Below are 21,209 nucleotides of genomic sequence, written 5' to 3' on the forward strand. Positions count from 1 at the left end.
CCGCCTGATGAATCTATCCCGACTCCTTCTGCCACTCATGTTGGCAGTCCTCGCCGGTTGCGCAGGAACCAAAGCCCCCGATAGCAAGAACCTCACCACCAATTCCCAAGGGCGTTACATCGCCCGGGATACGTCCCGAACGGTTGACCTGACCAACCCGCCGAGCGACGCCTGGGACCGCATCCGCCGCGGTTTCGCCATCCCCAACCTGAACACCGACCTCTCGCAGCAGTGGACCGACTATTACGCGTCCCACCCCGAGGCCGTTCAGCGCATGGCCGAACGCGCAGGCAAATACCTGTACTTCATCGTTGACGAAATCAACCGCCGCGGCCTGCCGACGGAACTGGCGCTGCTGCCCTTTGTGGAAAGCGCCTATAACCCGACCGCCCTGTCGCGCGCCCAGGCCTCCGGCCTGTGGCAATTCGTGCCGGCCACCGGCACGCACTTCAATCTGAAGCAAGACTGGTGGCGCGACGAACGCCGCGACCCCATCGCGTCGACCAACGCCGCGCTGGACTATCTGGAAAAGCTGTTCGAGATGCAGGGCGACTGGTACCTGGCGCTGGCGTCTTACAACTGGGGCGAAGGCTCGGTGCAGCGCGCCATGGCCAAGAACGAAGCGGCCGGCCAGAACACCGACTACCTGTCGCTGAACATGCCGGATGAAACCCGCAACTATGTGCCCAAGTTGCAGGCCATCAAGAACATCATTGCCGACCCGCAGCGTTACGCGGTGGCGCTGCCCCCGGTGGGCAACACGCCGTACTTCGTGACGGTGCAGAAGAACAGCGACATCGACCTGGAAATTGCCGCCAAGCTGGCTGAAATGCCGCTGGACGAATTCAAGGCGCTGAACCCCTCGTTCAACCGCCCGGTCATCCGTGGCGATCACGGCCCGACCCTGCTGCTGCCGGCCGACCGCGTCGAAATCTTCAACGCGAACCTTACGAACTACAAGGGCGACCTGAGCGCCTGGAAGATCTACCACTCGCGCCGTGGCGAATCCTACGCGTCGATCGCCAAGCGTTTTGGCGTGACGGAATCCAAGCTGCGTGAAACCAACGACATCGGCTCGCGCCAGAAGGCGGCCTCGGGCCAAGCGCTGCTGGTGCCGGGCGAACCGGGCACCGGTGGCGTGCAACTGGCGTCGCTGGCGGCTCCGGTGGGCGCGCTGGAGCAGGCGCCTTCCGACAACAAGGCCGTGGCCCCGCGTGGCCGCGCCGCGCCGGCGCCCGCCGCCCGCGTGGCCAGCGCCCGCCCGAACGTGCGCACCCACAAGGTCCGCCAGGGCGACACGCTGTTCTCGCTGGCCAAGCAGTACGGCACCACGGTTGACGCGCTGCGCTCGCTGAACAACCTGAAGGGCAGCGCGCTGAAGGTCGGCACGGCCTTGCGCGTGCCGGGCACCAACGCCCGCGGCTGACAGACCCGACTGACGGGCGCGGCTGACAGGCTCGACTGACAGCAGCCACCTGCACGAACTCGACGGCGCCCCACCCGGGCGCCGTTTTTCCAAGCACGCGAAGCCGCCAAACTCCTTAAAATAGGCGGTCTTTTCGCAGGAAAAAAATCAAAGGAACAAACATGGGCTTTCTCGCCGGCAAGCGCATCCTGGTCACCGGGGTGCTTTCGAACCGATCCATCGCCTACGGCATTGCGCGCGCCTGTCACCAGCAAGGCGCCGAACTGGCGTTCACCTATGTGGGCGACCGCTTCAAAGACCGTGTGAGCGAATTCGCCGCCGAATTCGGCAGCAAGATCGTGCTGCCCTGCGATGTGGCCGAAGACAGCCAGATCGAAGGCGCGTTCACCGAACTGGCCCAGCACTGGGACGGCCTGGACGGCCTGGTGCACTCGATCGGCTTCGCCCCGCGCGAAGCCATCGCCGGCAACTTCCTGGATGGCCTGTCGCGCGAAGGTTTCCGCATCGCCCACGACATCTCGGCCTACAGCTTCGCCGCCATGGCCAAGGCTGCGCTGCCGCTGATGGAAGGCCGCAATGGCTCGGTACTGACGCTGACCTATCTGGGCGCCGAGCGCGTGGTCCCCAACTACAACACGATGGGCTTGGCCAAGGCGTCGCTGGAAGCCAGCGTGCGCTACCTGGCCACGGCGCTGGGCCCGCGCGGCATTCGCGCCAACGGCATTTCGGCCGGCCCCATCAAGACGCTGGCCGCTAGCGGCATCAAGGACTTCTCGGCCATCCTGAAGTTCGTGGAATCGCAAGCGCCGCTGCGCCGCAACGTCACGATTGACGATGTCGGCAACGTCGCCGCCTTCATGCTGTCGGATCTGGCCGCCGGCGTGACGGGCGAAATCACCCATGTGGACGCCGGTTTCTCGACCATCGTCCCGGGCATGGAAGACTGATCGCCTGGCGAGGCGGGGCGCCAAACGCCCCGCCTCGCCGTTCTTTCCAGCGGTTCTTTCCAGCGGTTCTTTCCAGCGGTTCTTTCCAGCGGTTCTTTACAGCCGTTCTTTCCAGCAGTTCCTTCCAGCCGTTCCTTCCAGCCCCTCTTCCCCGCCGTTCTTTCCCGGCCGTCTTCCCAGCCAGGCTGCTCAGGCCGGCCGCACGATCAGCGTGGACACCTGCACATCCACCGCCGTCATCAGTTTGTGGATCGGGCATTTCTCTGCAATCCCCAGCAGCTCGTCGATCTGCGCATCAGACAGCTCGCCGTGCAGCGTCAGCTTGGCCGTCAGCCGGTAGATGCCCTTGCGTTCCTCGCCGGCGTCGCGCACCACTTCCACCCCCACCGATTCCAGCGGCAACCCCTTGCGCTGCGCGTAGACCATCAGGGTCATCGCCTTGCAGCCGCCCAGCGCGGTGTCGAAATAATCATGCGGATCAGGGCCTTCGCCTTGCGGCTGCGGCATCGCCAGCGGCAAGTCGTGGCCTTCGGCCGTCGCCGTGAATTGCAGGGTATTGGGCGCATTCTGACGGACGCGGATGCTCATGGATCACTCTCCTTGGGTGGACGCCCGGCGCGGGCGCCCCAGCCCCCGTTGTAGCACCCGCCGACGGGTTTGCTTACTGACAGAAACCTGAACTTATCGCGATGATGGGTGTCGGATATCCCTATCCGCATTCATGCACACATAAAGAGGGACTCATGAGCGCCAGACAACTACTGGATCAACTACTGCAATCGGGCCAAGGCCTGCTTTCCGACGCCACCAACCGCGTGCAAAGCGCAACCGGCGGTGCAGGCAATGGCGGCAAAGGTTCCTTTCTGACCGGTCTGGGCGGCGGCGCCTTGGGCGCGGGCGCGTTAGGCCTGTTGATGGGCAGCAAGAAGGCCCGCAAGATCGGCGGCAAAGTCGCCATGTATGGCGGCATGGCCGCACTCGGCGCGCTGGCGTATCGCGCCTACGGCGACTGGCAACGCAATCAGGCAGGCGGTGCGCCGGCCACCCCGCCCCAAACGCTGGACCGCCTGCCCGCGCCCGAGGCCGAACAGCACAGCACCGCGGTGCTTACCGCCATGATCGGCGCGGCCAAGGCCGATGGACATATCGGCCCCGAAGAACGCGCCTTGTTGGAAACGGAATTGTCCAAACTGTCGTCCGACGCCCAGGACCAGCGTTGGCTGGAAACCGAACTATCGCGTCCGCTGGACCCCGCTGCAGTGGCGAAGTCAGCGCGCACCCCGGAAATGGCGGCCGAGATGTACCTGGCCAGCCTGCTCGTCGTGGACGAGGAAAGCTATATGGAACGCGCCTACCTGGACGAACTGGCGCGCCAGCTCAAGCTGGAACCCGGCCTGAAGGAAAAGCTGGAACAGCACGCCAAGACGGCCGTGGCCTGACGGGCCTGGGCGGGCCACGCCTTACCGGCAGCAACTCACCGGCCGCACCTGGCCGGTCGCGCCTGGCGGGTCGCACTTGACTGGTCACGCCTCGCCAGCCACACCTGGCCCGCCGCGCCTCGCCGGCCGCACCTGCCCGCCGTCCCCCCATCAGTCCGCCCGCAACCCAATCGCGTCGGTCAATGCCGTATACCGGTCGATGTCGGCATTGATCATCGACTGGAATTCCCGCGGCGTGCTGCTGGCCGGCGTGAAGCCCTGTTCCCGCAATGACGCCTGCACATCTGGCCGACGCACGATCTTCGCCACGGCGGCATTCAGTTTTTCGACGACGGCAGGCGGTGTGGCGGCCGGCGCCAGCAGGCCATGCCACTGATCCAGCGCAACTCCCGCAATACCTTGTTCGGCCACGGTGGGCACGGTCGGCATCAGCGGCGAACGTGCAGGCGAAGTCACTGCCAAAGCGCGCAGCTTGCCAGCGGCAATCAGCGGTGCGGCGCTTGATGCCGTCACGATGCCCATCCCCACCTGCCCCGCCGTGACATCAGTCAGCGCCGGCCCGCAGCCCTTGTACGGCACGTGCTGCAACACCGCGCCGCTGGATCTCGCCAACATCTCGCCCGCCAAATGCTGCGGCGTACCGTTGCCGCAGGAGGCGAACGGCAAGGGCTTGCCCGGCAGCGCCGCCGCCAGCGCATCATCCAGCTGCACCAGCGGCGACGCCGCAGGCACCACAAAAACGGAAGGCACGAACGCCACGTTGATGACTGCGGTGAAATCCCGCTTGGGTGAAAAACCCAGGTTCCGATACACGCCGGGGTTGATCGCAAACGAGCTGTTCACCATCAACAGCGTATAGCCGTCAGGCGGCGCTTCCGCGACGATGCGCGCGCCGATGTTGCCACTGGCGCCGGGGCGATTTTCCACCACCACGGGCTGGCCCAGTTGCTCTTGCAGCGAGGCGCCAATACGCCGCGCCAGCAGATCGGTGCCGCCGCCAGGTGGAAAGGTCACGACGATTGTGATCGGATGCGTGGGGAAGGACGCATCGGCAACCACTTCACCCGACGGCGAATTGCCGCAAGCCGCCAGGGACAGCGCCGATAGCGCAAGAGACGATCGAAGCAGACGTTTCATGATGGTTCAGGCATCCAGGCCAATATCGAGCACCTTGGCGCTGTGGGTCAGCCACCCCACGGCGATCTGATCCACGCCGGTGGCGGCGACAGCGGCGGCCGTATCCGGCGTGATGCGGCCCGAGGCCTCAGTGATCGCGCGGCCGCGCGACATGGCCACGGCACGGCGCAGATCGTCCAGGCTCATGTTGTCCAGCAGCACCACATCCACGCCCAGCGACAGCGCCACCTCAAGCTGCGCCAGCGTGTCCACTTCAAGCTCGATCTTGACCATGTGGCCAACGCCCGCGCGCGCACGCTGCACGGCAGTGGCGACATCCCCCGCCAGCGCGATGTGGTTGTCCTTGATCAGCACCGCGTCATCCAGGCCGTAGCGGTGATTGCTGCCGCCGCCCACGCGCACCGCGTACTTCTGCACAGCCCGCAGGCCCGGCATCGTCTTGCGGGTGCAGGTCACGCGCGCACCGTAGCTGGAGATCGCCCGCGCAATCGACGCGGTGGCGCTCGCCACGCCGCTCAGGTGGCACAGGAAGTTCAGCGCCACGCGCTCGGCAGTCAGCATGGCGCGGGCGTTGCCGCGGATACGCGCAATTTCCGTCCCCGGCGCCAGATCGCAGCCATCACGCTGCGACACGATGAATTCCAGGCTCGGGTCCATGGCGCGAAAGGCCAGCCGGGCCAGATCCAATCCGGCCAGCACCCCTTCCTGCCGCGAAACCAACCGCGTTTGCGCGATCGCGTCCGCCGGCACAATGGCGTCCGTCGTCAGGTCTCCCGCACGCCCCAAGTCTTCCAGCAGGGCCGCGCGCACCAGCGGCTCCAACATGACGTCGGGCAAGGGCGGAACAGCCAGACGGGAGGCGGTCGAGGGCGCTTCGGCTTTAATGCTCATTTTGAGTATTTGTGAGTTAAAAAAAGGCGCGCAAGGATTGCGCACCACTTATGCTAAAGACGAGCATAAGCACTGTCAAGCATCAAAGTGCACGGGACAGGGGCAGTTTGCTGCCAGCAATGGCGCGCTCGGCCAGCACATCGCGCCGGAATCGGAACAGCTTGGCTGGCCGGCCGGTGGTGCCGGTGGCCATCTCGCCCGTCTCTTCAACGAGCTCCTGCTGTTCAATCAGGCGGCGGAAATTCTGCTTGTGCAGACCGCGCCCCGCCAGCGCCTCGACGGCCAGTTGCAACTGCAGCAAGGTGAACTCGGCCGGCATCAATTCAAACACCACGGGCCGGTATTTGATCTTGGCCCGCAAGCGCGCAATGCCGGTCGCAAGAATGCGCCGATGATCATGGCGCATAGGCTCGCCCGGAAGCACAGCTTTGCCGCCGCCGCGCCGTGCGGCCTCGGGCACCAGCCCGGCTTCGAACAGCAGCTCGTAGCGTTGCAGCACCATGTCCTCGTTCCACGCGGCCCCCTCCAGGCCGAACGTAATCGCGGCGCGCTGATGACGGCGCGTGCGCACCGCCAGGTCGGCGCTGGCCTCGCACCACTGCGCCAACTGCGGCACGATCAAGTCCTCGACCAGCGCAGGCGTACCGGCCCGCCGATCTTCCCAAGGGAAATAGCGATACCAGTCCTGCCACCCGACTTGCGCCACGCCGGTCTCGCCCGCTTCGCGCGTCAGGCCCAGGTAACTGACCGACATGACGCGCCCGCCCGACTCATCGGAGCGGTCGCCATCGGCGAAGGTATAGAGCTGTTCCACATAGCCCAGCGGATGATGCGTCTGGGTCTCTACCCAGGCGCGCAACCCGGCCTGCAAGGACCGATGCGACAACTCGAAAGGCCCCGCCGGCAGAGCGCGCGCATCATCCGTCGTCAACACGCGCGGCTCGCCGTTGGTCACGGCGACCAACACGGCGACGAGTTCAGCATGGACAGAGCGTTCGACGGATTCGGTCAAAGTGGGCGGAGAAATAAGGTTGGACAAGCGCTGGCCGCTAAACCGCGAGGCGCGCGAAATTATAAGGTTCTGGCCCTGCAACAGCCGCTTGCAAACGTGACAGCCGCAATGGCCGCGACGCGCGCTCCGAGACCTAAGATGAAAGCAGAAATCCAGGCGCGTCGCCATCCTGGGACGCCCGCAAGCGGAGCAAGCGCCATGTTGAAAACTGCACCTGATCCCCAAGCCGTGGACAAAACCGCGGAAGACAAACCCCGCGCGCCCGTCGACCCGCGCAAAGGCACGGAAACGCTGCCGATGCCCGACCAAAGCAAACAAGTGGCGGGCATGCCACGCGATGGGCGCGCCATCGCACAACCTGGTGAACCCGGCGTCATCACACCCGAGGACGATGTGCTGGACACCTCATACGAAAACCGCAAAGGCTAAGCCCGGCGCAAGGGCTTGATAATACCCGAGCCGCTTCCTGCGGCGCGTGAAGGGGCGAGGCCGCAAGGCCCGCCCCGGCATTGGACAAGCAAGGTACGGGAAATAGGCCCACGCCTATATCAAGGCCGCGAGCCCATCCCTACACTGCAACGCTTCTCAGGCCCGCCGGGCCGCTGCCTTAGCGATCTCCAATGTTCAAGAATTCCTTTTCCCGCGTTCTCGCGGCGATGCTGTTTGTCGCCCTCTTTCCCGTCAGCCAAGCGCATTCCATGGGCATCCAGCCCGAAACCTCCGTGGTGCTCGTGGACGAAGCCACCGGCGAAGGCACGATCGGCATCAAGAACACCGGCGATGAGCCCGTGCTGTTGGTGTCCATGATCGAACATATTCAGGAAGACCAAGACGACTGGGTCACGGTGTCTCCGCCGGCCGCCGTCCTTGCCCCAGGCAAGACGCAATTGGTGCGCTTCCTGTTGACCAACGACAAGCCCTTGAGCGCGCAACGCATGAAGCGCGCCGTCTTCGAAGGCATCCCGCAATCTGGCGAGCAGACCAACAAGCTGCGCCTGACCATACGCCAGGATCTGCCGCTCATCGCATTGCCCAAGGGCGTCGCCGCCGACAACGCTCCCTGGAAGAAGCTCGTCTGGGCGGCCCAAGACGGCAAGCTGACGGTGCGCAACCCCAGCCCCTACGTCGTTCGGATGGACCAGCAAGTCCACGTGCAGCCTTCGAACCAGTCGCTGATCCTGCCCAAGACCTACGTATTGCCGGGCGAAACGCTGGAACTGCGCGCAGCAGGCGCCGGCTTGCAAGGCGAGACGACCGTGCGTCTGTATCCCGCCACCGTCTATGGCTATCAAGTCTCGTCTTTCGACGCACCGATCAAGCGCTGAAAATGCCACGGCCCAATTTGGGCGTGTCGAGCTTGATGATGGCTACCTCGTTCCGTCTGCGCGCCCGCGCGGCTTGCAGTGGCGCCTTTGCCGCCGCAAGCCTGATGCTCTGCGCGCACGATCCTGCAAGCGCGCAGGCCGAAGGCGGCGGATTTGACCTCGAAATCCTGAAGAGCCGGGGCTTGAACCCCGCCATCGCCTCGCACTTTCAGAACGGCGCGCGTTTCCTGCAAGGCGATCACACGGTGAGCATCTCCGTGAACGGCCGCCCGATAGGCCGCGCTCAAGCCACGTTCGACACCCAAGGCAAACTGTGCCTGACCCATGATCTGCTGACGCTTGCTCAGCTGAAGACACCCCAGGAACAAGGCGGCGACGCGGCCCCCTGTCCTGACGCTTTCTTGCGTGCGTGGCCCACGACAACCATCGACTTGCAACCCGAGCGCATGGCGGTGGAAATCGTGGCCCCGCCCGGCGCCGTGGCCAAGCGTGAAAGCACCGTGTCCTATCAATCGGGCGGGCGTGCCGTCATCCTTAACTACGACGTGCTGTCCAGCCAGACCCGCCATCTGAGCGGCGCGAATCGCTATCTGCAGGCATACACAGAATTCGGCCTGAACGCGAACGACTGGATTCTTCGCAGCAACAACACCTATTCCAGCGTGGGCGGAAAGTCGACGTGGAACCATCTCGACGCCTATGCGCAGCGCACGTTCCACACGAAGGAAACCACCCTTCAAGCGGGGCAAATCAACCTGCAGGGCGCGTTGTTTGGCGGCGTTCCCGTCAACGGCGTTCAACTGTTTCCCGAGACCGCGCTGCAAACCCGGACGCAGGAAGGCGCGCCTATTTCAGGCATCGCCCACACCCAGGCGCGGGTGGAAGTCTTGCAAAACGGCATACCCCTGGCATCAACCATCGTGCCGCCAGGCCCCTTCACGCTAAGCGACGTGGTGCCGCGTTCGCTGACCCAAGATATCCGAGTCGTCATTCACGAGACCTCGGGCGAAGTCCGCGACTTCATCGTTCCAGCGGCCGCGTTGCAAGTCGACCGGCTGGGCGCCCCCGTCGGCTTTAGCGGCGGACTGGGCATGTTGCGCCAGACCGGCTTCTCAAATAGCGGCGCCACCCCTGTCGCATCGGCCGAGTATGGCGTCTCGCTGGGCTCTCGCGCCAACTTGACCGCGGGCGGCATGTTCAGCCGCGATTACCGCGCGATTGGCGCACGCGCCGACGTGATTCTGCCCGCCAGCGCGCAGGCAGCGCTGCAAAGCCAGTGGTCCCACAACGCCCATACGGGTCGCAGCGGCGCGCAGTTTCTGCTGTCGGGTTCCGCCATGTTGCTGCCCGGCGTGTCCTCGAACGTCTCTTTATTGCGGCGCACGGACGGCTATAGCGATATCCAAAGCGCGAGCGAAACTCGCCCCCTGCCGCACGACGATCCTCGCGCGCCTCGCTATCGCGACGACCGCGTCAAACAGCAACTCAGCGCCGGGCTGGGCTGGAGCCATTCCACCCTGGGCGGCTTCAGTGCGAACTACAGCGAATCCCTCAATACGCGAGGCCACGCATCGCGGCGCGGCATGTTGAACTGGGGCAAGACCTTTCACCGCACGAGCGTGTCTCTGTCATTTGAACGCGATGTAGGTTCCAGCCATCGCAATCAAGGCAGCTTCATGTACTTGAACCTCAGTTTTCCGCTGGGCAAGCAAAGCGTCAGTGCGTCCATGCAGCGGCAAGACAACGGCACCAGCTACGGGGCCAATACCAGCGCGGCGATAGATGACCGCGCCACCTATTCGCTCTCGGCCTCCTCCAGCTCCAACGGCCATGCCAGCTACGCGGGCTCGCTCGGCGTTAACTCCGCCTTCACGCAACTCAACCTTGCCGCCAGCAGCTTCAGCGGGGGATACAGTCATTCCACACGCGTACGCGGTGCGCTCGTCGGCCATGCGCAAGGGCTGAGCTTCTCGCCCTATCGCGTGCAGGACACGTTCGCCATCGCATCGGTAGGAGACTTGTCCGGCGTGCGCCTGAATACGCCCTCCGGCAGCGTCTGGACCGACCCCTGGGGCCGGGCCGTCATTCCCTCGTTGCCCGCCTACCGAGACGGACAAATCCAGGTGGCCACCGCAACGCTTGCGCGCAACGTGGACCTGATCAATGGCCGTTACGGCCTGGAGCCCGCGCGCGGCTCGGTATCGGCCATCGATTTCGCGGTGGTGAAAGTGCGCCGCACCTTGTTGACTGCAACCTACCCTGGTGGAGAGGTCGTACCCAAGGGCGCCGCCGTACTTAGCGCCACCGGGTCGTTCATCACGCTCGTAGGCGGCGGCGGTCAGATATTCCTGCCTGATGCGCAGGCGCTTGCCGCACCGCTGACCGTGGCGGCGGCTGATGGCGCCAGATGCGAACTCCTGTTCAACCTGGCGGCATCCCCTGACCTGGATGCGCTGTACGAGCGCGCACAAGCCACCTGCGAACCGCAGTCGAATCCCGACAACGCCCCACCCGCCACAGAGGAAAATGTATGACGCCCACTCGCCGCACACACTCCACGCCGCGCCTAGCCGCGTTGATGATGACGGCCTGGCTGCTGACAAGCAGCCAGGCGGCTGCTTCGCAACCGGCCCGCTTGTCGCCCGGCCCGGCCGTGCCGTCGCAGGTTGGCTGTCAGATCAGCGTCGGCCAGAGCGTTGTGGACTATGGCAGCTTCACTGCGGGCCAACTGACCTTTCTTGAAGGCCGCCGCTACGTGCTGCAACCCCGCACGGTGCCGCTGACGATTCATTGCCCCACGCCTCGCCCCCTGGCCTTGCGCGTCACGGCGCCCACCCGCAATGACGGTGCGGCGCGTTTTGCCCAGGCGGGTGAGCTGCGGGTGGTGCTGAGCCAGGGAAGGATAGACGGCCAGGACACGCGCCTGATCAATCTGGAGATTCCTCACCACGGTCCGCAAACCCAAGTCGCGCTGCGCCCGGGCGATGTCGCTGTCATGGAACACGGCCGCAGCGGACGCACGTTCACGGCACAGATCGATCTGACGCCAGAAGTCAGAGACACCGATGTTCGCGTCCATGACCAGACTGAATGGTCTACCACCCTGCTTTTCGAATTGCTGGATGCCGAGCGCGCTACGGCGCGTTAAGCGGCGCCGCGCCACGGTGCGTCAAGCAACGCGGCACTCCACGCACTACAAGATCCCGCGCAGCTTGAACAAGGCGTTGTCTGTCGTCACACCCAGCTTTCGATAGGCGGTGGCCTTCTGGGCGCTGATGGTCTTGGGGCTGCGTCCGAACTTGGCCGCAATCTCCGAAATGGTCATCCCTTCCAACAAGCAGCGGATCACTTCGCGCTCCCGTGCAGACAAGGACGCGCCATCGAACAGGTCGCATTCGGCCGGCTGCAGTTCTTGAGGTGCAGTGGTGGCGCCCGAAAGCAGGTAAGTCATTTGGTCATCGCAGTACGTGCCACCCGCCGCGACCTTGCGCACGGCGCGTACGATTTCGTCTGCGCCGCCACCCTTGCCCACGAAGCCATGTGCGCCCGAACGCAGGGCAAGCGCCACCGTGGCGGGGTCATAAAGGGCGGACAGCACCAGAATGCGAGCTGCGGGAAACTTGATGCGCAACGTCTTGATCAACGAGATGCCATCCATCTCGGTCGGGCCCAGCGAATAGTCGATCAGCAGCACATCGGCCAACTGCGTGCTCGACGCCAAGATCAAGTCGCGGCTGGACTCGTACTCGCCCAAGACGACGATGTCGCGATTTTGCGACAGGTAGGCGGCCACCCCGGCCCGCACTACCGGGTGGTCATCAAGTAGGGCGATACGCAACGGATGAATTTGAGACGCTAACAATATGGAATTCCAAGACAAACCTAAGACTTTCCACGGCTGTTCGCTAAGCGCAAAACCAGCGTGAACAATAGTAGCGCAGCCATCTGCGCGCCCCCAGTAAAGATTAGGCCCACGCCTATATACCGGAAGCCGGCCATTTCCTAGAGTGTGTGGTTTACCCCCACCCCACATCTGAACTGGATGGCCATGAATCACTCAGCACGAACCCCGCACGCTCTGCGCTACCTCTTAGCCGCGAGCTTTTTGATTACTGCAACGGCCCAAGCGGCCACCTCTGCGGAACTGAAGGTCACCGGCCGCATCACGCCGCCGTCATGCGACCTTACGCTGGACGGCAATGGGCATCTGGATTTTGGCGAGCGTGCATTTAACACGCTCAGCCTCGACGGCACCAAGTTGAACGAAAAGGCCATCGGCCTGCAAGTCACCTGCGACGGCGCCACCCGTGTCGGGCTGCATGTTGTAGACAACCGCGCCAGCAGCAAGGTTCTGAAGGCTGCGCTGAACGCCAACGCGTGGGGCAGCTCCAACGCGCTGATCACTGACGACTTCATCTATGGGCTGGGTTCGGTTACCGGCGCCGGCGACACCCAGGTACCCATCGGCGGCTACATGTTTGGCTTCAAGGATGCCGACGTTACCGCGAACGGCTCCAAAGCCTACGTTGTCTACAGCGCTGACAAGCGCAACTGGAAATTCGACGTACCGCAGCGCAATTACCTCAGCCCCAATTTCACGTACTCCTTCGTGATCGGTGCTCCCAGCGCAAGCAACTACACGCCTATCGCCATTACCGCCCTCAATGGCGCGCTGACCGTCGTCCCGACGATCAACCGCTCCGGCGACTTGCCGACCAGCAGCGCCATTGCTTTTGATGGCAGCGCCACCATTTCGCTGATCTACCTGTAAAGACAACGCGGATGGCGCTCTGAGGAGCCCTCCGCGGTCGGTCACCGAAATCCGTGCGGAGGGCCTTGTGGAGCCCTCCGCTGTCGATCACCGAAACCCGTGCAGTCCGACAAAGCGTCTCCCAGGAGCCGCCCGCGCCGCGTCCTGCTTCGCGCTCGCCACGGCCACATCGGATCGTTGCTGCCATGACCCGGCATGCCTGGCAATTAGGAACGTTCATGACAACCCATCTCAAACTCGGCATTGTGCTTGCCGCGCTAACGGCTGCTGCACCCGCTATCAGCGGTAACAATCTCACCATCACTGGGAAATTGACTCCGCCCGCGTGCAACGTCCATTTTGGCAGCGACTCAACGTTCAACTTCGGCGTTATTGCGTTTAACGCGCTGGACAACAACGGCACGAAGCTTGACGGAAAAGACGCTGCCCTGCAGATCGATTGTGGCAGCCCCACGCGCGTCAGCGTTGTCGCCCAAGACAATCGTGCCGGGTCCGGCATCACCATCCAGGAAGCCCCCAGCCTGAACTGGCCGTACCAAAACCCCGAGAACGGCCCCAAATATTCCTGGGGCCTGGGCTTTGCAGACGGCAATCACATCAAGACGGGAGCCTTGATCGTCCTGATCAACCCGCCCACCACCACCATCGACGGCACGCCCTTGACCCAGGCAGGTGCGCAAAAGATCATCGCGCGGCCCACGGGCAGCAGCAGCTGGTCAGTCGCGTCATCGCATTACTCGGTCAACCTCAGCCCCAACTTTGAATATTCATTCGGCGCGGCGGGTGGCCCCCCCGGACGCATTACGAATGCCAAAGTGGCGCTCGGGCTTGCCCCCCTGATCGGGCAACCGGCAACCTTGCCCTCCGCGGACGAAATCCCCCTGGACGGCTCAATCACATTCACATTGCGCTACCTGTAGCCGGAATTTGGACTTTTAAAAGAGAGCGCTTTGCGCCAGCTCCTATGATTAAAAATCTGCCTCACCTATGCGCCTGCCTCGCCCTGACTGCGGTCGGCGGCGCCCAGGCCAACACTACGCAAACCAACCTTATCGTGGGTGGACAGATTACTCCGCCCGCTTGCAACGTCAGCGTCGATGGTGCAAGCGGGGTCGATTTCGGCGATATCCCGTTTCGAACCCTGGACCCAGACGGCACTCTGCTCAAAGAACAGCACCCCCGCCTGGAGATTGCCTGCGGCGGGCCAACACGCGTGGCGTTCACGGCACAGGACAATCGCGCGAACTCCACCATTACGCACCAGGAAGCGATCGCAGCGGGCCTGAAATGGCCCTACCAAAACCCCGAAAACGGCATGCCTCATGCGTGGGGGCTGGGCCGCATCGATGACGTCAAGATCGGCGCAGCAGTGCTACTGATTCGCCCCGAAGCCTCTCTGATTGACGGCAAGCCGCCCGCCGTCGACACCATGCAGATTTTGGCTCGCGCGGCTGGCAGCTCGTCCTCCTGGCCGGTTCATTCGGCTCAGGACAGCATCAACCTGAATTTGGTGGATGAGTATTCATTCGGCGCCCCGGCTGCCGCCGCAGCCATCACGAATGCATCGGTCAGCCTGGCGGTTCTTCCGCTGCTGAACAAACCGGCCGCACTACCCATCGCGAAAGAGATTCCGATAGACGGCTCGGTCACCTTCACGCTGCGCTACCTCTGACGCCGCCCATTCGCGACGACTGACCGCCAAGCCGTATCAGGCGCATGCTGCTATACCGCAAGGCGGCCAGTTCCAAGACTGCGTGCTTCTTCCCCTTTTGACCCTGGATGTTCATGAATTATCTGGCACGATCCCCACACGCGCTGCGCTGCCTTTTTGCCGCGAGCGTTCTGATAACCGCAACGACTCAAGCGGCCCCCTCGGCAAACCTCACGGTCACTGGCCGCCTCACACCGCCATCATGCGACCTCACTCTGGACAGCGACGGCCAGCTGGACTTCGGCGAGCGGCCCTTCAACTCGCTCGCTCCCGATGGCACCAAAGTGGGCGAAAAGGCGATCGGCCTGCAAGTCACCTGCAACGGCGAAACCCGAATCGGGCTGCGTGTTGTCGATAATCGCGCAAGCAGCAAAGTGCCTAAGGCGGATCTGAACGTCAACGCCTGGGCTACCCCTAGCTCCATCATCACAGACGATTTCATCTACGGACTCGGAACCGTTGCTGGCGCGGATGACGCCCAAATCCCCATCGGGGGCTACATGTTTGGGTTCAAGGACCCCGACATTATGGTGAACGGCTCCAAAGCCTCCGTTATCTACAGCGCCAACCTGCAAACCTGGCGAGCCGACATCCCCTCGCGCCATTACCTCAGCCCCAATTTCACGTACTCGTTCGTGATTGGAGCCCCGGGCGGCGGCAACGGCACACCCGTTCCGATCACCTCGGTCAATGGTGCGCTGACCGTCGTCCCGACGATTAACCGCAGCAGCGCATTGCCGACCGGCACCGACATTGCTTTCGACGGCAGCGCCACCATTTCACTGGTCTACCTGTAACGCCTATGGCCACGACGGCGCGGCAAACAAAAAGGCCCCCGAATTCGATGAATTCGGGGGCCTTCATATTCTGGCGGACAGAGGGGGATTCGAACCCCCGATACGCTTTTGACGTATACACGCTTTCCAGGCGTGCGCCTTCAACCGCTCGGCCACCTGTCCTTGTCGCTTGCTGATGAACGCAACATCAACACTTCACTATGCGTAAACCAGCATTGCGAAATTTGCGAATCCGCGATTCTAGCAGATTCTGGGTAGCGGACACAAGCGAGCCCAACGTGAAAAGAAAAAGGGACGCCCTGAGGCGTCCCGGCTTCCATCATCCGGCCTTTACATCGACGCTGGCGCTTCCTGCTCACGGTAGGAACTGATCGTGCCGTCCGGCTCGGTCTCTTCCAACCTGACCTTGAAGCCCCAAAGCCGCGCCAGATGCTTCATTACCTGTTCGGCATCGTCACCCGCCAGCGGGCGGCTCCGGCTCTTCAAATGCCGCAACACCAACGAGCGGTCGGAGTCGCGGTTAAAGCGCACCACTTGGATGTCCGGCACCTGATTGTCGCGATTGTGCTGCGCGGCGAGCAGACGGCGGATGTCGCGGTAGCCCTCATCGTTATGAATGGCCGCGACTTCCAGCTTCGGATTCGATTGATGATCTGAAATGGCGAAGAAGCGGAATTCGCGGATCAGGCGCGGCGACAGGTATTGCGAGATGAAGGACTCGTCCTTGAAGTTGCGCATGGCGAAGTCCAGGGTCTTCAGCCAATCGCCGCCAGCGATGTCCGGGAACCAGCGGCGGTCTTCGGGCGTGGGCGCTTCGCAGATACGGCGAATGTCCGACATCATCGCAAAGCCCAGCGCATAGGGGTTGATGCCGCCATAGCCGCGCTCGTCAAAGCCGCGTTGGCTGACCACGTTGGTGTGGCTTTGCAAAAACTCCATCATGAAGCCGTCGTTCACCAGCCCCTTTTCGTGCAGGCGGTTAAGGATGGTGTAGTGCCAGAACGTGGCCCACCCTTCGTTCATGACCTTGGTCTGCGTTTGCGGATAGAAGTACTGGGCGATCTTGCGCACGATGCGCACCAGCTCCTTCTGCCACGGCGCCAGCTTGGGCGAGTACTTCTCAATGAAGTACAGCAGGTTTTCTTCGGGCTCCGGCGGGAAGACCGACGCATCCACGCGCGTGTCCTTGTCTGCTTCAAGACGCGGCAGCGTGCGCCACAAGTCGTTGTATTGCAGACGCGCGTGTTCCTTGCGTTCGGCCTGGCGCGCGGCCTCTTCCTTGAACGACATCGGCGCCGGCCGCTTGTAGCGGTCAACCCCGTGATGCGACAGCGCGTGGCAGGAATCCAGCAACGCCTCCACCGCATCGATGCCGTAGCGGTCTTCGCACGACATCACGTACTTGCGTGCAAACACCAGATAGTCCAGCACGCCGTCCGCGTCCGTCCATTGGCGGAACAGGTAATTGCCCTTGAAAAACGAGTTGTGCCCATAGCACGCGTGCGCAATCACCAGCGCCTGCATCGTCATGGAGTTCTCTTCCATGAGATACGAGATGCAGGGGTTGGAGTTGATGACGATCTCGTACGCCAACCCTTGCATGCCGCGGCGATAGTATTGCTCGTTGCGGATGAATTCCTTGCCGTACGACCAGTGCGGATAGCCAATAGGCAGGCCCGCCGAGGCATAGGCGTCCAGCATCTGTTCCGAAGTGATGACTTCGATCTGGTTCGGATAGGTGTCCAGCCCATATTCCGCAGCGACCTTGGAGATCGCGTCGTCATAGGACTGGATCAGTTCGAACGTCCATTCGGAACCCTGGGAAATCGGCCGAGCGCCGCCAGCCGATCCCGGCTCTACGAGAGCACCCACGATGGCATTCATGCGGTTTCCTTCTTGAACAGGTCATGGAACACGGGGAAGATTTCGCCGCGATCACAGATGCGCCGCATGACGAAATGCGGCTCCAACTTCTGTTCATACTCCGCCCACAGGCTGCTCTTGCGAGCCTCTTGCGAGTCGGGAATTTCGATGTAGGCGAAATACCGGGTCGACGGCAACAGGTGTTCCGCCAGGAAGCGCGCGCTCTTGCCCGCGTCGGCGCCAAACGAATCGCCGTCGCTGGCTTGCGCCGCGTACACGTTCCACGCCGAGGGCGGATAGCGCTTTTCCAGAATTTCGCGCATCAGCTCCAGCGCGGACAGCACAATCGTGCCGCCGCTCTTGGGGTCGTAGAAGAACGTCTGCTCGTCTACTTCCTCGGCGTTGTCCGTGTGCCGGATGAAGACCAGGTCCACGTGCTCGTACTTGCGCGACAAGAACAAGTACAGCAGCGTGAAGAAGCGCTTGGCCAGGTCCTTCTTGCCTTCGTCCATGGACCCGGAGACGTCCATCAGGCAGAACATGACCGCGCGCGCCATCGGAATGGCGACCGACACGCGGTTGCGATAGCGCAAGTCCAGGTCGTCCAGGAACGGCACGCGGGCAAGACGCTCGCGGCAGTCCTCGACGTCTTGTTCCAGCGTGCGGATCTCGGCGGCGGGCGCACCCGCCGCGCGAGCCTTGGCAAGCGCTTCCTCGGCATCTTCAAGATCTGCGCGCGCCTTCACGTTCAGCGACACCCGCCGCGCCAGCGAAGACTTCAGCGTGCGGCTGATGCTCAACATGCTGGGCGAACCGGTGGTGGTGTAGCCCGCGCGCTGCCATTTCTTCTGGCTGACTTCGCCCAGCTGGTTGCGCGCCAGATGAGGCAGTTCCAGATCCTCGAAGAATAGGTTCAGGAATTCGGCCCGAGACAGGCTGAAGGTGAATTGATCTACGGCTTCACCCTCGCCCGGCTCCGAGCCGCCTTCACCCTGCCCGCCCTGCGGCCGGTCGATGGTGTCACCCTTGGCAAATTCACGATTACCAGGGTGCACCATCTCGCGGTCACCGCCCGATCCGTGCCGAAAGGTCGGCTCGGAAATATCTCGGGCGGGCAGGTTGATCTCTCCGCCTTGATCCATATCCTGAATCGAGCGGTCACGGATCATCCCGTGCACCGCCTTGCGGATCTGGTCCTTGTAGCGCCGCAAAAAACGCTCGCGGTTGACGGCGCTTTTATTGCGCCCGTTAAGACGGCGATCGATCAGTGAATTCATGATTCACCTCGCTCAGGAAGACTTCCTCACGCGGAGGTACCACTCGCACAGCAGCCTGACCTGCTTTTCCGTGTAGCCCTTTTCCACCATGCGATCCACGAAACTCTGGTGTTTCGACTTGTCCTCGGCCGAAGCCTTGGCGTTGAACGAAATCACCGGCAGCAGATCTTCCGTGTTCGAGAACATCTTCTTCTCGATCACTTCGCGCAGCTTTTCATAGCTGGTCCAGGTCGGGTTGCGGCCGTTGTTGTTGGCGCGCGCCCGCAGCACGAAGTTCACGATCTCGTTGCGGAAGTCCTTCGGGTTCGCAATACCCGCTGGCTTTTCAATCTTTTCCAGCTCGTCGTTCAACGCGCTGCGATCGAAGCTTTCACCGGTTTCAGGGTCGCGGAATTCCTCGTCCTGAATCCAGCAATCGGCAAACGTCACGTAGCGGTCGAAGATGTTCTGGCCGTACTCGGAATACGACTCCAGGTAAGCCGTCTGGATTTCCTTGCCGATGAACTCCGCGTAGCGCGGCGCCAGGAAGCCTTTGATGAACTCCAGGTAGCGGCGGCGAATTTCTTCGGGGTAGTCCTCGCGGCCGATCCGTTGCTCAAGCACATACATCAGATGCACGGGGTTCGCGGCCACTTCCGTCTGGTCGTAGTTGAAGACGCTGGACAGGATCTTGTACGCGAAACGCGTCGACACCCCGTTCATGCCTTCGTCCGTACCGGCGTAGTCCTTGTATTCCTGCAAGGCCTTGGCCTTCGGGTCGACGTCCTTCAGGCTTTCGCCGTCGTACACGCGCAGCTTCGAATAGATGCTGGAGTTCTCGGGTTCCTTCAGGCGGGTCAGCACCGAAAATTGCGCCATCATGTCCAGCGTTCCAGGTGCGCAAGGCGCCTTGGACAGCGAGCTGTGATGCAGCAGCTTTTCGTAGATGCGGACCTCTTCCGACACCTGCAAGCAATACGGCACCTTGACGATATAGATACGATCAAGGAACGCTTCGTTGTGCTTGTTGTTGCGGAAGGTCTGCCATTCGGACTCGTTCGAGTGAGCCAGAATCGCGCCGTTGAACGGAATCGCGGAGAAGCCCTCCGTGCCCTTGAAGTTGCCTTCCTGGGTGGCCGTCAACAGCGGATGCAGCATCTTGATCGGGGCCTTGAACATCTCCACGAACTCAAGCAAGCCTTGGTTCGCCAGGCACAGGCCGCCGGAATAGCTGTAGGCGTCCGGATCGTCTTGCGAATGGCGATCGAGTTTGCGGATGTCGACCTTACCCACCAGCGAAGAGATGTCCTGATTGTTCTCGTCGCCCGGCTCGGTCTTGGCGATGGCGATCTGACGCAGCACCGACGGGTTCAAGCGCACGACACGGAACTGTGAAATGTCGCCGTCAAACTCCTTCAGGCGCTTGACCGCCCAAGGCGACATGATGCCCGTGAGGTAACGCCGCGGGATGCCATATTCCTTTTCAAGCGTGTCGCCGAAGCGTTCCGGATGGAACAGACCCAACGGCGATTCGTTGACCGGCGATCCCTTCAAGGCATAGATGGGATAGCTTTCCATCAGCGCCTTCAGCCGTTCCGCGATGGACGACTTGCCGCCGCCGACAGGGCCCAACAGATAGAGGATTTGTTTGCGCTCTTCCAGCCCCTGAGCGGCATGTTTGAAGAACGCGACGATCTGACCGATCACGTCCTCCATGCCGTAGAACTCCTGGAACGCCGGATAGCGCCGGATGGTCCGGTTGGAAAACAAGCGGGAAAGACGTGGGTCGTTGCGCGTATCCACGGTTTCGGGTTCGCCGATCGCCGCCAGCATGCGCTCAGCGGGGCTGGCGTACGCCATGGGATCGCGTTTGGCGAGGTTCAGATATTCCTCAAGGGAAAGCTCTGACTCCTGCTCTCTTGCATACTGCGACTTGAAGCCTTCGACGATGTTTTGCACGGAAACCTCCTACAACACGCGAAAAATTCAGCACATCCCTACGTGTCCCCATTGTGCCTTAGTGCTTGCGCTTTACTAGACAAACTCGCGATAAGCACTGTCGGCCAGGTGTTATGTTGCTTTCGCCACACATCATCCATGAAGCACGTTGGGGCCTTTTCCATTTAGGCTGCATCCGGCGGACACAAGTTCCGTCAGGGAATGCAACTTACGTGAATAAGTTAACTCGCACGCCTTCAGCTTATCGCTATGGCACGCACGCCTGGTGCGGCCGCACATGAAATGGTCAGCAATGATTTGAAGGGATGAGCGATATCCCGGTGGATTCTTATGATTCGGGCGTTAACCCGATGCGCCCGCTATGCGATGGCAGCGGACGGTCTGAACGGCCCCTTGGGATTGCGTTCAGCAGCGTGCCGGTTCGGTTGTGAAAAAGCGCCGATATCGCGGCACGGGAATCCGTGGTGACGAGGGCGCGTGGCACTTTGCGGTGATGGCCGTAAGCACGTATCGCCAAGTCATGGGCCTATGCTAAAGCCAATTGACCGTTTTGTGGCAATTCATTTGGCACATCACCCAAAATAGTGATACGGATTTTCATCATGAAAATTCGCGCGTGTGAATCGCTCGCAAACTTGATGCAATTGCCACGTTGAATACGACGCGAATCATCCA

The 21,209-nt window shown here is 62.3% G+C and carries 19 protein-coding genes and 1 tRNA gene; 11 read left to right on the forward strand and 9 right to left on the reverse strand.

Annotation, left to right across the window (positions count from 1 at the left end; translation table 11 throughout):
* The first annotated feature begins 7 nt into the window (after positions 1 to 7).
* The gene (locus HV765_RS27920) at positions 8 to 1,426 is read left to right on the forward strand and encodes a transglycosylase SLT domain-containing protein (protein ID WP_054427312.1); all 1,419 of its coding nucleotides are present in this window, start codon (positions 8 to 10) and stop codon (positions 1,424 to 1,426) included.
* A 161-nt stretch (positions 1,427 to 1,587) separates the two neighbouring features.
* Positions 1,588 to 2,373, forward strand: a complete 786-nt coding sequence (gene fabI, locus HV765_RS27925; RefSeq protein ID WP_175171643.1) for an enoyl-ACP reductase FabI — start codon at positions 1,588 to 1,590, stop codon at positions 2,371 to 2,373.
* Positions 2,374 to 2,562: 189 nt separating this feature from the next.
* Here the strand turns inward: fabI and HV765_RS27930 are convergent, their stop codons facing one another.
* Positions 2,563 to 2,961 (reverse strand): OsmC family protein, encoded by a 399-nt coding sequence (locus HV765_RS27930; RefSeq protein ID WP_054427310.1) that lies wholly within the window; start codon positions 2,959 to 2,961, stop codon positions 2,563 to 2,565.
* Between the two features lie 155 nt (positions 2,962 to 3,116).
* Between HV765_RS27930 and HV765_RS27935 the strand changes: the two genes are divergently transcribed.
* A complete protein-coding gene (locus HV765_RS27935; protein WP_054427309.1) occupies positions 3,117 to 3,812 on the forward strand; it encodes a tellurite resistance TerB family protein in 696 nt (231 codons plus the stop codon).
* Positions 3,813 to 3,962: 150 nt separating this feature from the next.
* Here the strand turns inward: HV765_RS27935 and HV765_RS27940 are convergent, their stop codons facing one another.
* The 3 genes from HV765_RS27940 to HV765_RS27950 form a co-directional block, all read right to left on the reverse strand.
* Positions 3,963 to 4,949 carry a tripartite tricarboxylate transporter substrate binding protein gene (locus tag HV765_RS27940; protein ID WP_175171644.1) on the reverse strand — a complete coding sequence of 329 codons (987 nt, stop codon included), beginning with the start codon at positions 4,947 to 4,949 and terminating at the stop codon, positions 3,963 to 3,965.
* 6 nt (positions 4,950 to 4,955) lie between these two features.
* Entirely contained in the window at positions 4,956 to 5,840 is an 885-nt protein-coding gene (gene nadC / locus HV765_RS27945) for a carboxylating nicotinate-nucleotide diphosphorylase (RefSeq protein WP_175171645.1), read from the reverse strand.
* An 82-nt stretch (positions 5,841 to 5,922) separates the two neighbouring features.
* Positions 5,923 to 6,852, reverse strand: a complete 930-nt coding sequence (locus HV765_RS27950; protein WP_175171667.1) for an NUDIX hydrolase — start codon at positions 6,850 to 6,852, stop codon at positions 5,923 to 5,925.
* A 198-nt stretch (positions 6,853 to 7,050) separates the two neighbouring features.
* Between HV765_RS27950 and HV765_RS27955 the strand changes: the two genes are divergently transcribed.
* From HV765_RS27955 to HV765_RS27970, 4 genes are all read left to right on the forward strand, one after another.
* Positions 7,051 to 7,281: a hypothetical protein gene (locus HV765_RS27955; protein WP_054427306.1), complete on the forward strand. Its 231-nt coding sequence runs from the start codon at positions 7,051 to 7,053 to the stop codon at positions 7,279 to 7,281.
* Positions 7,282 to 7,472: 191 nt separating this feature from the next.
* On the forward strand, positions 7,473 to 8,177 hold the full coding sequence (locus HV765_RS27960; protein WP_175171646.1) for a fimbria/pilus chaperone family protein: 705 nt from the start codon (positions 7,473 to 7,475) through the stop codon (positions 8,175 to 8,177).
* A gap of 2 nt (positions 8,178 to 8,179) precedes the next feature.
* The gene (locus HV765_RS27965; protein WP_175171647.1) at positions 8,180 to 10,711 is read left to right on the forward strand and encodes a fimbria/pilus outer membrane usher protein; all 2,532 of its coding nucleotides are present in this window, start codon (positions 8,180 to 8,182) and stop codon (positions 10,709 to 10,711) included.
* Positions 10,708 to 11,325, forward strand: coding sequence for a DUF1120 domain-containing protein (locus tag HV765_RS27970; protein WP_054427303.1), 618 nt, complete (start codon positions 10,708 to 10,710; stop codon positions 11,323 to 11,325). Before HV765_RS27965 ends, HV765_RS27970 begins: the two co-directional genes overlap by 4 nt.
* 45 nt (positions 11,326 to 11,370) lie before the next feature.
* Here HV765_RS27970 and HV765_RS27975 read toward each other — a convergent pair whose 3' ends face one another.
* Positions 11,371 to 12,015 (reverse strand): response regulator, encoded by a 645-nt coding sequence (locus HV765_RS27975; protein ID WP_254600749.1) that lies wholly within the window; start codon positions 12,013 to 12,015, stop codon positions 11,371 to 11,373.
* A 204-nt stretch (positions 12,016 to 12,219) separates the two neighbouring features.
* Between HV765_RS27975 and HV765_RS27980 the strand changes: the two genes are divergently transcribed.
* The 4 genes from HV765_RS27980 (at position 12,220) to HV765_RS27995 (ending at position 15,456) form a co-directional block, all read left to right on the forward strand.
* Positions 12,220 to 12,948: a DUF1120 domain-containing protein gene (locus tag HV765_RS27980; protein ID WP_082387269.1), complete on the forward strand. Its 729-nt coding sequence runs from the start codon at positions 12,220 to 12,222 to the stop codon at positions 12,946 to 12,948.
* A gap of 185 nt (positions 12,949 to 13,133) precedes the next feature.
* Positions 13,134 to 13,868 carry a DUF1120 domain-containing protein gene (locus HV765_RS27985; RefSeq protein ID WP_175171648.1) on the forward strand — a complete coding sequence of 245 codons (735 nt, stop codon included), beginning with the start codon at positions 13,134 to 13,136 and terminating at the stop codon, positions 13,866 to 13,868.
* Positions 13,869 to 13,912: 44 nt separating this feature from the next.
* Entirely contained in the window at positions 13,913 to 14,620 is a 708-nt protein-coding gene (locus HV765_RS27990) for a DUF1120 domain-containing protein (protein ID WP_175171649.1), read from the forward strand.
* Positions 14,621 to 14,733: 113 nt separating this feature from the next.
* On the forward strand, positions 14,734 to 15,456 hold the full coding sequence (locus tag HV765_RS27995) for a DUF1120 domain-containing protein (protein WP_175171650.1): 723 nt from the start codon (positions 14,734 to 14,736) through the stop codon (positions 15,454 to 15,456).
* A gap of 71 nt (positions 15,457 to 15,527) precedes the next feature.
* Here the strand turns inward: HV765_RS27995 and HV765_RS28000 are convergent.
* The 4 genes from HV765_RS28000 to HV765_RS28015 all read right to left on the reverse strand — a co-directional run bounded on the left by HV765_RS28000 (position 15,528) and on the right by HV765_RS28015 (position 20,525).
* Positions 15,528 to 15,618 (reverse strand) — tRNA-Ser (locus tag HV765_RS28000).
* A gap of 168 nt (positions 15,619 to 15,786) precedes the next feature.
* Entirely contained in the window at positions 15,787 to 17,340 is a 1,554-nt protein-coding gene (locus HV765_RS28005) for a SpoVR family protein (protein WP_054427297.1), read from the reverse strand.
* Complete coding sequence (locus tag HV765_RS28010) at positions 17,337 to 18,596, reverse strand: YeaH/YhbH family protein (RefSeq protein ID WP_054427296.1); 1,260 nt, start codon at positions 18,594 to 18,596, stop codon at positions 17,337 to 17,339. Before HV765_RS28010 ends, HV765_RS28005 begins: the two co-directional genes overlap by 4 nt.
* Positions 18,597 to 18,608: 12 nt before the next feature.
* Positions 18,609 to 20,525, reverse strand: a complete 1,917-nt coding sequence (locus HV765_RS28015) for a PrkA family serine protein kinase (protein ID WP_391568539.1) — start codon at positions 20,523 to 20,525, stop codon at positions 18,609 to 18,611.
* Positions 20,526 to 21,209: the final 684 nt, after the last annotated feature.

Origin of the sequence: Achromobacter kerstersii (assembly GCF_902859595.1) — a bacterium.
GTDB lineage: Bacteria > Pseudomonadota > Gammaproteobacteria > Burkholderiales > Burkholderiaceae_B > Achromobacter > Achromobacter kerstersii.